Annotated in this window: 10 protein-coding genes; 5 read left to right on the top strand and 5 right to left on the bottom strand. The window is 70.9% G+C overall.

Annotation, left to right across the window (positions count from 1 at the left end):
• The first annotated feature begins 63 nt into the window (after nucleotides 1-63).
• Nucleotides 64-645, top strand: coding sequence for a dienelactone hydrolase family protein (locus ACH4TL_RS27220; RefSeq protein WP_398320651.1), 582 nt, complete (start codon nucleotides 64-66; stop codon nucleotides 643-645).
• Nucleotides 646-648: 3 nt separating this feature from the next.
• Here the strand turns inward: ACH4TL_RS27220 and ACH4TL_RS27225 are convergent, their stop codons facing one another.
• The 4 genes from ACH4TL_RS27225 to ACH4TL_RS27240 form a co-directional block, all read right to left on the bottom strand.
• Nucleotides 649-2,298, bottom strand: a complete 1,650-nt coding sequence (locus ACH4TL_RS27225; RefSeq protein ID WP_398319990.1) for an alkaline phosphatase D family protein — start codon at nucleotides 2,296-2,298, stop codon at nucleotides 649-651.
• A gap of 139 nt (nucleotides 2,299-2,437) precedes the next feature.
• Entirely contained in the window at nucleotides 2,438-3,268 is an 831-nt protein-coding gene (locus ACH4TL_RS27230) for a DsbA family protein (protein WP_398319987.1), read from the bottom strand.
• Between the two features lie 64 nt (nucleotides 3,269-3,332).
• A complete protein-coding gene (locus tag ACH4TL_RS27235; protein ID WP_398320648.1) occupies nucleotides 3,333-4,034 on the bottom strand; it encodes a hypothetical protein in 702 nt (233 codons plus the stop codon).
• Between the two features lie 130 nt (nucleotides 4,035-4,164).
• Complete coding sequence (locus ACH4TL_RS27240; RefSeq protein WP_398319984.1) at nucleotides 4,165-5,490, bottom strand: DUF2252 domain-containing protein; 1,326 nt, start codon at nucleotides 5,488-5,490, stop codon at nucleotides 4,165-4,167.
• Between the two features lie 239 nt (nucleotides 5,491-5,729).
• Here ACH4TL_RS27240 and dnaE point away from each other — a divergent pair, with 239 nt between their 5' ends.
• Nucleotides 5,730-9,275 carry a DNA polymerase III subunit alpha gene (gene dnaE, locus ACH4TL_RS27245; RefSeq protein ID WP_398319981.1) on the top strand — a complete coding sequence of 1,182 codons (3,546 nt, stop codon included), beginning with the start codon at nucleotides 5,730-5,732 and terminating at the stop codon, nucleotides 9,273-9,275.
• A gap of 73 nt (nucleotides 9,276-9,348) precedes the next feature.
• Here the strand turns inward: dnaE and ACH4TL_RS27250 are convergent, their stop codons facing one another.
• Nucleotides 9,349-9,516 carry a hypothetical protein gene (locus ACH4TL_RS27250; protein ID WP_398319978.1) on the bottom strand — a complete coding sequence of 56 codons (168 nt, stop codon included), beginning with the start codon at nucleotides 9,514-9,516 and terminating at the stop codon, nucleotides 9,349-9,351.
• A gap of 256 nt (nucleotides 9,517-9,772) precedes the next feature.
• On the opposite strand from ACH4TL_RS27250, the gene ACH4TL_RS27255 reads away from it, so the two are divergent.
• From ACH4TL_RS27255 to ACH4TL_RS27265, 3 genes are all read left to right on the top strand, one after another.
• Nucleotides 9,773-11,089: an NYN domain-containing protein gene (locus ACH4TL_RS27255; RefSeq protein ID WP_398319975.1), complete on the top strand. Its 1,317-nt coding sequence runs from the start codon at nucleotides 9,773-9,775 to the stop codon at nucleotides 11,087-11,089.
• A gap of 110 nt (nucleotides 11,090-11,199) precedes the next feature.
• Nucleotides 11,200-12,180 (top strand): ABC transporter ATP-binding protein, encoded by a 981-nt coding sequence (locus tag ACH4TL_RS27260; protein WP_398320645.1) that lies wholly within the window; start codon nucleotides 11,200-11,202, stop codon nucleotides 12,178-12,180.
• 142 nt (nucleotides 12,181-12,322) lie between these two features.
• Nucleotides 12,323-13,165, top strand: a complete 843-nt coding sequence (locus ACH4TL_RS27265) for an ABC transporter permease (RefSeq protein WP_398320642.1) — start codon at nucleotides 12,323-12,325, stop codon at nucleotides 13,163-13,165.
• The last annotated feature ends 1 nt before the right edge of the window (nucleotide 13,166 follow it).

Genomic DNA, 13,166 nt, shown 5'->3' on the forward strand with positions numbered 1-13,166 from the left:
CCTTCCCGGGCCTTACCTGGCACGATGGGCGAAGCGCGTTCCACCCACTAGGAAGTGAACACTGTGACCCGTTCCCCGATCCTGCTTCTCCATTCCATGTACGGACTGCGGCCCGCCGTGCACGCGGCCGCGGACCGGCTGCGTGCCGCGGGGCACGAGGTGCACGTACCCGATCTGTACGAGGGGCGGACGGCGGACACCGCCGAGGAGGGCATGGCCCTCAAGGAGGAGATCGGCGCGGACGAGCTGCTGAAGCGGGCGGTGCGGGCCGCGGCGCCGGTCTCCGACCGCGGTCTGGTCTACGCGGGCTTCTCGCTCGGCGGCTCGATCGCGCAGAACCTGGCGCTGGCCGACGCGAAGGCGCGCGGGCTGCTCCTGCTGCACGGCACTTCGGACATCGCCGACGACACCACGACCGACGAGCTGCCGGTGCAGCTGCACGTCGCCGACCCCGACCCGTTCGAGCCGCACGACTGGCTGAACGCCTGGTACCTGCGGATGGGGCGGGCCGGGGCCGAGGTGGAGGTCTTCCGCTATCCGGGTGCCGGGCATCTGTACACCGACCCGGAGCTGCCGGACTACGACGAGCAGGCCGCCGAGGCCACCTGGCGGGTGGCGCTCGGCTTCCTCGACGAGGTGGGGTAGCGGTCAGACCACCGGCCGGTCGGCGCGCTCGATCCGCTGGGTGCCGGAGCGGGTGCGGTAGGACCGGGCCCAGGACGCGGTGGCGCGGGCGTCGGTCTTGTCGGAGACGGCGTAGTAGTCCATCTGGGCGCGCTCGGCGGTGACGTCGAGCACGCCGTAGCCGTGGGCGTCCATGTCCAGCCACTTCACATGGCGGTTGGCGGCACGCAGGGCGGCGGCCGCGGCCAGTGAGACGGTGTGCGCCGGTACGTGGAGCAGATCGTCCAGGTTGTCGGAGGTCACCGAGGTGACCACGAACTCGGTCGCGGCCGAGTCGGAGAGCGGATAGGTCGCGGCCTTCACCGGCACGTCGTTCGCCCACGCCATGTGGATGTCACCGGTGAGGAAGACGGTGTTGCCGATGGCGTTCCCGGTCAGGTGGGCGAGGAGCTCGCGCCGGTCGTCCGTGTAGCCGTCCCACTGGTCGGTGTTGATCGCCAGGCCCTCCTTGGGCAGCCCGAGGAGTTCGGCCAGCGGGGCGAGCACCTCGGCGGGGAGCGCGCCGAAGGCGACCGGCGAGATCATCACCGAGTTGCCCACCAGCCGCCAAGTGGTGTCCGAGCCGCTGAGCCCGGACTTGAGCCAGTCGAGCTGGGCGCGCCCGGTGATCGTACGGTCGGGGTCGTCCACCGCGCCGCTGCCCACGGACGCCTGCTGGGAGCGGAACGAGCGCAGGTCGAGCAGGTGGAGGTCGGCGAGGGTGCCGTAGCGCAGCCGCCGGTAGGTGGTGCCCTCGGTGGAGGGGCGCACCGGCATCCACTCGAAGTACGCCTGCTTGGCGGCGGTCATCCGGGACGCCCAGGCGCCCTCGGTGCCGGGGGTGTGGTTCTCGGCCCCGCCCGACCAGGCGTCGTTGGCGAACTCGTGGTCGTCCCAGATGGCGATCATCGGCACGGCGGCGTGCAGCGCCTGGAGGTCGGCGTCCGTCTTGTACCGGCCGTGCCGGGTGCGGTAGTCGGCGAGGGTGACGATCTCGTGGGTGGGGGCGTGCTGCCGGACGACGTACTTCCGGTCGGGGTATCCACCGCTCTGGTACTCGTAGATGTAGTCGCCCAGATGCAGGACCGCGTCCAGGTCGGTGCGCGCGGCGAGATGGCGGTACGGGGCGAAGTAGCCCGCTTCCCAGTTGGCGCAGGAGACCACGCCGAAGCGGATGCCGGTGGCCGCGGCGTCGGCCGCGGGGGCGGTCCGGGTGCGGCCGACGGGGGAGTACGCGCCGCCGTCCGCCTGGAAGCGGTAGAAGTAGTCGGTGGCCGGGCGCAGTCCGCGCACATCGGCCTTGACGGTGTGGTCGGCGGAGGCGGTGGCCTTGGTGGTGCCGTGCGCCACGACCGTGCCGAACTGCCGGTCCGTGGCCACCTCCCAGCCGATCTCGACGGCCGGGCCGAGGCCCGAACCGGGTACGGCGTCGGGGGTGGGGGTGACGCGCGTCCACAGCAGGACGCCGTCGGGCAGCGGATCGCCGGAGGCGACGCCGTGCAGGAAGGCGGGACCGGAGTCGGCGTGGGCGGCCGTCTGGGCGGCGAGCGGCAGCAGGGCGGCGGTGGCCGCTACGGCCGTGACGGCGCTGCGGCGGGATATGTGGTTTTTGGCGTCGGTCACGGCCGACGACATTACTGGCAAGTAGCCCCGAAGGGCAGGCCCTCAGGGGGAAGTTCGCCGATGCGTCGCCGCGGGGTCACCGCCGGGTCGGCGGGCGTGCCCTCGGGGACATCCGCGCGGACCCGGCGGTGCGGCTGCTGCTTCGGTGCGGCTACTTCTTGAGGTTCTGCTGGAGGAGCGGGGTGAACTGGTCCGGCGTCATGGGCGGATTCTTCTGGGGGGTCTCCAGCACCTTGCCGTTGAGCTTGAAGGCCGGGGTGCCGTCGACGTCCTTGGCCTTGTTGAAGGAGTCGGACATGGCGAGCGCCCACCGGTCGTAGGTGCCCTTCTTCACGGCCTTCTCGAAGGCCGCGTTGCCCTTCAGCTCCTTGACCTGCTGGGCGACGTCGATCAGCTTCTGGTCGTCGGCGAACGCGTCGTCCGTCTCCTGGGGGTGGTTCTTCAGGGAGTAGAGCGCCGACTTGTAGTCCAGGAACGCCTGCGGGCTCTCGTTGAGCGCCGCGCCGAGCGCGCTCAGGGCGTTCTTCGACCCGGCGCCGGGCATCTGCTTGTTGTCGTCGAGGAAGGTGCCCATCGTGAACTGCGCCTTGAAGGTGCCGTCCTTGATGTCCTTGAGCACGGTCGGGCCGGTCTTCTGCTCGAACATGGCGCAGACCGGGCAGCGCATGTCCTCGTAGATGTGCAGGGTGTTCTTGGCCTTCTTGTCGCCGATGACGACCGTGGTGCCCTGGGGCCCGCTGGTGTTGGCGGGCTTGGCCATCGTCTTCTTGTCGGCCGCCGCCCGCCACTTCTGGTTGACGTTGTCCGTGTTCATGTTGGTGACGGCGTAGCCTATGCCGCCCGCTATCGCGAGGACCGCGAGGACCGCGCCGCCGACGAACAGCTGGCGGCGCATCCGCTCCTTCTTGGCCTGGCGCTCGCGCTCGGCGCGCAGCCGCTCGCGCGCGGCCTGCTTGTTCTGGTGGCTGTTGCGGTTGCTCATGAGTGATCGATCTCCGTCGTTCTACGTCGGTCGGTAATGCGTACGTGGAAGGGAAACGCTGTGCTCAGGCGGCGACTGAGCAGGGCGGTCCACGACGCACGACGGAGTGCACCAGAAGGGGGAGCGCGGGGGCCCGGCGCGCGGGGCGCGTCGGCAGCGCGGCCGGAGCCTTGGGCCGCAGGGCCGCGGTGACCACCGCGACGGCCAGCAGCAGCGGCCGGAAGGCGAAGCCGGCCAGCGCGCCCAGCAGCCGCGCGACGGCGGCCTCACCGCGCCGCAGCCAGGCCGAGGCGATCAGTCCGACGGCCACATGGGCGGCGAGCAGCAGCCAGGGCGTGGCGGAGCTGACGGCGGTGGACAGGGCCGTACCGGCATCCCCCGAATGGGTGACGCCGGCCAGGGGGGTGCCCACATCGCCGCTGCCGCAGAGCAGGTCGACGCCCATGGAGCGCAGGGGACCGGCCACCGGGCCGCCGGACTGGCCGTAACAGGCGTCCTGGCCCGTGGTGAAGATCGTGTCGGCGGCCAGCTCCAGCGGGACCAGCAGGGCGGCGATGCCCCAGAAGCCCCGCTCCCGGCCCGCGAGGGCGTACGCGAGGGCGAAGACGGCCACCGCGAGCAGCGCGACCGTGGACAGCGGCAGCGGGACGCGGGAGAGCAGCACATGGGAGGCCGAGGACAGGGTCACGCACAGCGCTGTGAAGAGCGCCGCGCGCAGGGCCCTCAGCTGGGGCCCGGTGCCGCCGGTCCCCACGGCGCTGGCCATCCCGTCCATAAGGTCGGATTGTGCCACGTTCGCCTGTAGGAGTGACATCAAGAGGGGGCCGCCGGACCCGCGGGGCGCCCCTGCGGGCACCCCGGAGGCCCTGGTCACAGCCCCTGGCCACACCCCCTGGTCACAGCCCCGGGATGCGGCCGTTGCGGAAGAGGTCCACGAAGATCTGGTGGTCGGCCCGCGCCCGGGCGCCGTAGGTGTGGGCGAAGTCCACCAGCAGCTCCGCGAAGCCGTCCTCGTCGGCGGCGATCACCGCGTCGATGGCGCGCTCGGTGGAGAACGGCACCAGCGAGTGGCCGCTCTGGTCGTCGGCGGCGGCGTGCATGGTGGCCGTGGCCCGCCCGAGGTCCGCGACGACCGCCGCGATCTCGGCCGGGTCGTCGATGTCGCTCCAGTCCAGGTCCACCGCGTACGGCGAGATCTCGGCGACCAGCTGCCCGGCGCCGTCCAGCTCGGTCCAGCCCAGCCACGGGTCGGCGTGCGCCTGGAGCGCGCGCTGCGAGATCACCGTGCGGTGTCCCTCGTGGTGGAAGTAGGCGCGCACCTGCTCATCGGTGATGTGCCGGGAGACCGCCGGGGTCTGCGCCTGCTTCATGTAGATCACCACGTCGTTCTCCAGGGCGTCGCTGTTGCCCTCCAGGAGGATGTTGTACGAGGGCAGCCCGGCGCTGCCGATGCCGATGCCCCGGCGGCCCACGACGTCCTTGACGCGGTAGGAGTCCGGACGCGCGAGACTGGACTCGGGAAGCGTTTCCAGATAGCCGTCGAAGGCGGCCAGCACCTTGTAGCGGGTCGCGGCGTCCAGCTCGATGGAGCCGCCGCCCGGCGAGAAGCGGCGCTCGAAGTCGCGGATCTCGGTCATCGAGTCGAGCAGCCCGAAGCGGGTCAGCGAGCGGGCGACGCGCAGCGCGTCCAGCAGCGGGCCCTCGGCGGTCTCCAGCGTGAAGGGCGGCACCTCGTCGTTCTTGGCGCCGGTGGCCAGCGCGTGGATCCGCTCGCGGTAGGCGGCGGCGTAGACCCGCACCAGCTCGGTGATCTTCTCGTCGCTGAGCGCCTTGGTGTAGCCGATGAGCGCGACGGAGGCGGCGAAGCGCTTGAGGTCCCAGGTGAAGGGGCCGACGTACGCCTCGTCGAAGTCGTTGACGTTGAAGACCAGACGCCCGTTGGCGTCCATGTAGCTGCCGAAGTTCTCGGCGTGGAGATCACCGTGGATCCACACCCGGCTGGTGCGGTCGTCCAGGTAAGGACCGCCGGCGCGCTCGCGCTCCACGTCGGAGTAGAAGAGGCAGGCGGTGCCGCGGTAGAAGGCGAACGCCGAGGCCGCCATCTTCCGGAATTTCACCCGGAAGGCGGCCGGGTCGGCGGCGAGCAGCTCGCCGAAGGCGGTGTCGAAGACGGCGAGGATGTGCTCGCCGCGCTGTTCCGCCTGGGTCTGCTGGGTCGACATCGCGGAGCGCCTCCTGGGGCATGGGGATTACGGCGTGGTGATGTGGGTGGTGACGTGTGCGACAGGGTGTTCTTCATCCCGTGCGACATACGTTCCGACGTACATGACGGGACGGAGGATCCCGAGAGGATCAACGCCTGAGGCTACTCGCCCGTGCCCGTCCGCTGTCAGTCCGGAGGGGTAACCTTCGGTCCTGTCCCACCCAGCTGTCATCGACCGTTCGCCGGAGGTCTGTCACCGTGACCAAGCCGCCCTTCACGCACCTGCATGTCCACACCCAGTACTCGCTGCTGGACGGTGCGGCGCGGCTCAAGGACATGTTCAACGCCTGCAACGAGATGGGCATGACGCACATCGCCATGACCGACCATGGCAACCTGCACGGTGCGTACGACTTCTACCAGCAGGCGACGGCCGCCGGGGTCACCCCGATCATCGGTATCGAGGCGTATGTCGCCCCGGAGTCGCGGCGCTACAAGCGACGGGTCCAGTGGGGTCAGCCGCATCAGAAGCGCGATGACGTCTCCGGTTCCGGTGGTTACACCCACAAGACCCTCTGGGCGTCGAACAAGACCGGTCTGCACAACCTCTTCCGGCTCTCCTCCGACGCCTATATGGAGGGTTACTTCGTCAAGTGGCCCCGGATGGACAAGGAGACCATCGCCCAGTGGTCCGAGGGGCTGATCGCCTCCACCGGCTGCCCGTCCGGCGAGCTCCAGACCAAGCTGCGGCTCGGCCAGTTCGACGAGGCGGTGAAGGCGGCCTCCGAGTACCAGGACATCTTCGGCAAGGACCGCTATTTCCTGGAGCTGATGGACCACGGCATCGAGATCGAGCGCCGGGTCCGGGACGGGCTGCTGGAGGTCGGCAAGAAGCTGGGCATCCCGCCGCTGGTCACCAACGACTCGCACTACACCTACTCCCGCGAGTCCGTGGCGCACGACGCGCTGCTGTGCGTCCAGACCGGCAAGAACCTCTCCGACCCGGACCGCTTCCGCTTCGACGGCACCGGCTACTACCTGAAGTCCACCGAGGAGATGTACGCCATCGACTCCTCGGACGCCTGGCAGGAGGGGTGCCGCAACACCCTCCTGGTCGCCGAGCAGGTCGATGCCACCGGCTGGTTCGAGAAGCGCGACCTGATGCCGCGCTTCGACGTGCCCGAGGGGTACACCGAGGTCACCTGGTTCCAGGAGGAGGTCCGCAAGGGGATGGCCCAGCGCTTCCCCGGCGGCGTTCCCGAGGACCGGGAGAAGCTCTCCCAGTACGAGATGGACGTCATCATCCAGATGGGGTTCCCGGGGTACTTCCTCGTGGTCGCCGACTTCATCATGTGGGCCAAGAACAACGGCATCGCGGTGGGCCCCGGCCGAGGCTCCGCGGCCGGTTCGATCGTGTCGTACGCGCTGGGCATCACCGACCTCGACCCGGTCGAGCACGGGCTGATCTTCGAGCGGTTCCTCAACCCCGAGCGCGTGTCCATGCCCGATGTCGACATCGACTTCGACGAGCGTCGGCGCGGTGAGGTCATCCGGTACGTCACCGAGAAGTACGGCGCCGACAAGGTCGCCCAGATCGGTACGTACGGCACCATTAAGGCCAAGAACGCGATCAAGGACTCGGCCCGGGTGCTGGGCTACCCGTACGCGATGGGTGACCGCATCACCAAGGCCATGCCCGCCGACGTCCTCGGCAAGGGCATCCCGCTGTCCGGCATCACCGACGAGAAGCACCCCCGCTACAGCGAGGCGGGCGAGGTGCGCGGGATGTACGAGAACGAGCCGGACGTGAAGAAGGTCATCGACACCGCGCGCGGCATCGAGGGCCTGGTCCGGCAGATGGGCGTGCACGCCGCGGGCGTGATCATGTCCAGCGAGACGGTGACCGACCACGTCCCGGTGTTCTCGCCGAAGAACGACGGTCAGGTCGTGACCCAGTGGGACTATCCGACCTGTGAGTCGCTGGGCCTGCTGAAGATGGACTTCCTCGGCCTGCGCAACCTCACCATCATGGATGACGCGGTCAAGATGGTCCGCGCCAACAAGGGCGTCGACCTCAAGATGCTCGATCTGTCGCTGGACGACCCCAAGACCTTCGAACTGCTCTGCCGCGGCGACACCCTCGGCGTCTTCCAGTTCGACGGCGGCCCCATGCGCTCCCTGCTGCGCATGATGAAGCCCGACCACTTCGAGGACATTTCCGCCGTCTCGGCCCTCTACCGGCCGGGCCCGATGGGCATGAACTCGCACATCAACTACGCCCTGCGCAAGAACGGCCAGCAGGAGATCACCCCGATCCACCCCGAGCTGGAGGAGCCGCTCAAGGAGGTCCTCGGCATCACCTACGGCCTCATCGTGTACCAGGAGCAGGTGCAGAAGGCCGCCCAGGTGCTCGCGGGGTACTCGCTCGGACAGGCCGACCTGCTGCGCCGGGCGATGGGCAAGAAGAAGCAGGAGGTCCTGGACAAGGAGTTCGTGCCCTTCCAGAAGGGCTGCCGCGAGCGCGGCTACTCCGACGAGGCGATCCAGGCCGTGTGGGACGTGCTGGTCCCGTTCGCCGGATACGCGTTCAACAAGGCGCACTCCTCCGCGTACGGCCTGGTCACCTACTGGACCGCGTACCTCAAGGCGAACTACCCCGCCGAGTACATGGCGGCGCTGCTCACCTCGGTCCGCGACGACAAGGACAAGTCGGCGATCTACCTCAACGAATGCCGCCGCATGGGCATCAAGGTGCTCACGCCCGACGTCAACGAGTCCGAGGCCAACTTCACCGCCCAGGGTGACGATGTGATCCTCTTCGGCCTCACCGCGGTCCGCAACGTCGGTCAGAACGTGGTGGAAGCGATCATCCGGGGCCGCAAGTCCAAGGGGAAGTACAGCTCGTTCCCCGACTACCTGGACAAGGTCGAGGCGGTCGTCTGCAACAAGCGCACCACCGAATCGCTCATCAAGGCGGGCGCCTTCGACGAGATGGGCCACACCCGCAAGGGCCTCACCGCGCACTACGAAACGATGATCGACAACGTGGTGGCGGTGAAGCGCAAGGAGGCCGAGGGGCAGTTCGACCTCTTCGGCGGCATGGGCGGCGAGAGCGGCGACGGGGAGGCGCCCGGCTTCGGCCTCGACATCGAGTTCTCCGACATCGAATGGGACAAGGCGTATCTGCTCGCCCAGGAGCGCGAGATGCTGGGCCTCTACGTCTCCGACCACCCGCTCTTCGGCATCGAGCACGTCCTCAACGACAAGGCGGACGCCGCCATCTCCCAGCTCACCGGCGGTGAGCACGCCGACGGGGCGATCGTCACCATCGGCGGCATCATCTCCGGCCTACAGCGCAAGATGACCAAACAGGGCAACGCCTGGGCCATCGCGACCGTCGAGGATCTGGCCGGGTCGATCGAGTGCATGTTCTTCCCGGCCACCTATCAGCTGGTCTCCACCCAGCTCGTCGAGGACGTCGTCGTCTTCGTCAAGGGCCGCCTCGACAAGCGGGAGGACATCCCGCGGCTGGTCGCCATGGAGATGATGGTCCCCGACCTGTCCGAGGCGGGCACCAACGCCCCGGTGACGATCACCATTCCGACCGTCAAGGTCACCCCGCCGCTGGTCGAGAAGCTGGGCGAGGTGCTGACCCACCACCGAGGCTCCACCGAGGTGCGGATCAAGCTGCAGGGGGCGCGCAAGACCACCGTGCTGCGGCTCGACCGGCACCGGGTCACCCCCGACCCGGCCCTCTTCGGCGACCTCAAGGTGCTGCTGGGAGCCTCCTGCCTGGCGGGCTGAGGGACCGGCCGTGAACAGGTGAGGGGCGCGCCCGGCGGGCCGGGCGCGCCCCTCAATCGCTCATGGGCGGCGGTCAGTTGTGACCGAAGCTCTTCTGGCGGCCCTTGCGCGCCGACGAGGGGGCTCCCTCCGGCGGCATCTGCTGGGACTGCCCCTCCACCGAGGACTGCTGCGCCTGGTCGGCCTGACCGCGGTTCTGCTGTTGCTGCTGCTTGCGATCGCGGTTCTTGTTCTTACCCATGGTGGTGTGCCTCCAGTTGGGATCAGCCCCCGGAAGAACAGTGACACGCCTCGGTGACCCGTGCATTTCGGGCAATTACCGTGAGTGAGAAGGGCGGTCCTGTCGAGGAGGCCGTATCCGCCACGCCGGTGATCCAGTTCGGACTGATAACCCCCGTGCGGTCGGGCAGACTCGAAGGGGGGACGAAAGAAGAGATCCGGGGCACGGCTGTGTCGGGGGGCGACCGACGACTGGACTTCCAGAAAGAGGGTGGAACGTGGACCGCTGCGTCGTCCTGGTGGACGCCGGCTATCTGCTGGGCGCCGCCGCGAGCCTGCTTGCCGGGGAGCCCGCCCGCTCCCGCATCTCCGTCGACCACGCGACCCTGATCCAGGGCCTGCGGGAGCGCGCCGAGGCCGAGACCGAGCGCCCGTTGCTGCGCATCTACTGGTTCGACGGCGCCCCCGACCGCGTACCGCAGCCCGAGCACCGGCGGCTGCGCGTGATGCCCCGCGTGACCGTCCGGCTCGGCGCGCTCACCCGCAGCGACGGGCGCTGGGCGCAGAAGGGCGTGGACGCCGCCATGCACGCCGAGCTGACCGAGCTGGCCCGCAACCGCGCCTGCTCCGACATCGTGCTGGTCACCGGCGACGGCGATCTGCTGCCCGGGCTGATGTCGGCCAAGGAGCACGGCGTCGCCGTCCATCTGTGGGCCGTCCAGGCCGCCGACGGCGACTACAACCAGTCCGAGGACCTGGTCGCCGAGGCCGACGAGCGGCGCGTCCTGGACCGGGCGTGGATCACCGGCGCGGTGCGCGCCAAGGAGCTTCCCGGGCCCTGCGCCCCCACCACCGAGCCGCGCCCCGAGATCGCCGCCATCCTCGCCGCCCCGCTGCCGGAGACCGCCGCCGCTGCCGCGGCGGCGGCAGCCGCGGGCGAGTCGCCCGCCACCCACAACGGCACGGCACGGCCCGCCGCCGGCGCCCCCGGCGCCGCCCCCGCCGCGGCTGGAGCGGACGCCCGCACGGCCTCGGGACCGGCCCCCGCCGCACCGGACGCACCGGACGCCCCGGCGCCGGGCGGGGCCAAGGGCGTGCCCACCCCGAAGGACCTCGCGGGCCTGGGCCGTGGGCCGGGCAGCCCCGCCGCACCGCACCCGGCCCCCAGCGCCACCCTCCGGTGGTCCTCCGACAAGGGCTGGGTCGACCGCGGCCCCGGCTCCGGGGTCGGCGAGCCGCCGGAGACCGCCAATCTGCCCATGCTGGCCCAGCTCACCAGCGCCGAGCAGCGCTGGGCCGACCGCGAGGAGGACATCACCGCCGTCAGCGGCGACCCCTTCGAGGTCGGCCAGGTCTTCGCCCGCCGCTGGATGGAGCGGCTGTCCGACGCGGGCCACCTCCACCAGCTGTCGACGGAGTACCCGCGCATCCCGCACCGCATCGACGGCGAGCTGCTGCGCTACGCGGCCCGCTTCGGCCTGCTCGCCCACAAGGACGACCAGATCGACGAGCACGACCGCTACGCCATCCGGGCCGGGTTCTGGCGCGAGATCGACGTCCGCACCGCCGCCGAGCACGCCCCGGCGGGGGAGTAGACCCCTGGCGTCAGTAGCGCCCGGGCCCCCGCGGACGGCTCCGGGTGTTTGGGCGCGTACCCTCATCACTCGTGAGGACGGGCGCGAAACAGGCGACGGCAGGCGATGTGGTGTGCACCGTGCGCGGCCTGGTCAAGACCTATCCCGCGGCGCGTGGCCGCCGCGGTGCGCCCGCCACGCCCGAGGTGCGGGCCAGCGACGGCATCAACCTGGACGTGGTGCGCGGTGAGGTGTTCGGGCTGCTCGGGCCGAACGGCGCCGGGAAGTCGACCCTCGTACGGCAGCTCACCGGTCTGCTGCGGCCCGACGAGGGCCAGGTCCGGGTGCTCGGCCACGATCTCGTACGCCACCCCGAGCGCGCCTCCCGGCTCCTCGGCTACCTGGGCCAGGACTCCACCGCGCTGGACGAGCTGACCGTCGCGCTCGCCGCCGAGACGACCGCGCGGCTGCGCGGGCTCGACGCGCGCGCGGCCCGCGCCGAGCGGGACGAGGTGATCGGGGAGCTGGGGCTCGCCGGGATCGCCGGGCGGCCGCTGAAGAAGCTCTCCGGCGGCCAGCGCCGGCTGGCCTGCGTCGCCGCGGCCCTGGTGGGGGAGCGGCCGCTGCTGGTGCTGGACGAGCCGACCACGGGGATGGACCCGGTGGCCCGCCGCGCCGTCTGGGCCGCCGTGGACCGGCGGCGGGCCGAGCGCGGGGTGACCGTACTGCTGGTGACGCACAACGTCATCGAGGCCGAGACCGTGCTCGACCGGGTCGCGGTGCTCGACCGCGGCCGGGTCATCGCCTGCGACACCCCCGCCGGGCTCAAGGCGATGGTCGCGGACGAGGTGCGGGTGGAGCTGGTGTGGCGCGCCGAGGCGCCGCTGCACATCCCCGGTGTCGCCGCGCTGCGGGACGCCGCACACGCCTCCGGGCGGCGCTGGACGCTCCGGCTGGCCCCGGACGCGGCGCGCGCCGCGATCGCCACCGTGACCGGCGGACCCGCCTTCTCCGCACTGGACGACTTCACCCTCGCCACGCCCAGCCTGGAGGACGTGTACGTGGCGCTGGGCGGGCGTACGGAGGGCGCGGAGGGGCTGGTGAAGACGTGAGGGGCGGCATGCGGGGACGGCATGCGGCGCGGCGTACGGTGAACGCGCCCGTGGTCGTGTCCGTAACCAAGACCGTGACCGAGCCAGACGGAAGAGGAGCAGCGCAGACGTGAGTGTCGTGCCCGCGCAGGCCGTGCCCGCCATGCCGAAGGCCGGTGCGCCGGCCGAGGAGGCCGGTGGTGCCGTGCCCCGGCCGGTCGACGCCGCCCCCGACCCGCTCGTGGACCCGGCGCCGCTCGCGGCCTCAGCGCGGCTGCTGCCCGCGCTGGTCGCGGTCTACCGGGCGCAGCTGTCGCGGGCGCGGGTGGCCCGGATTCCGCTGCTGTTCGTGGCGACCTTCCAGTCCGTCGGGATCATGGTCCTGATGCGCGGTGTGGTGGACGAGGGCGGCAGCGCGGCGCGGTCCGTGGTGGCCGGGTCGAGCGTGCTCGTCGTGGCCTTCGTGGCGCTCAACCTGCTCGCGCAGTACTTCGGCCAGCTGCGGGCGAGCGGCGGGCTCGACCACTACGCGACACTCCCGGTGCCGCCCGCCGCGGTGGTGCTCGGCGCGGCCGCCGCGTACGCCTCCTTCACGGTGCCCGGGACGGCCGTCACCGCGGTCGTCGGCAGCGTGCTGTTCCAGCTGCCGATGGGCCACCTGTGGGTGCTCGCCGCGGTGATTCCGCTGTCCGGTGCCGCTCTCGCGGGTCTGGGCGCGGCCCTCGGGCTGCTCGCCCCGCGCCAGGAACTGGCCACGCTGCTGGGGCAGTTGGGGATGTCGGCCGCGCTGCTGCTGGGAGTGTTGCCCGCCGGCCGGATGCCGGAGGTAGTGTCGTACGCGCGCGATCTGCTGCCGTCGACGTACGGTGTGGAAGCCCTGGCCCGGTCCTTCGACGGCCAGCCCGACTGGCTGGCCGTCTGCGCGGACCTCGGGGTGTGCGCGGGGGTGGCCGTGGTGTCACTCGCCGCCGCGACCTGGGCCTATCGTCGGGCCGCCGTGCGGTGAC

This window comes from Streptomyces sp. NPDC021115 (assembly GCF_044333065.1).
In the GTDB taxonomy this organism is placed as follows: domain Bacteria; phylum Actinomycetota; class Actinomycetes; order Streptomycetales; family Streptomycetaceae; genus Streptomyces.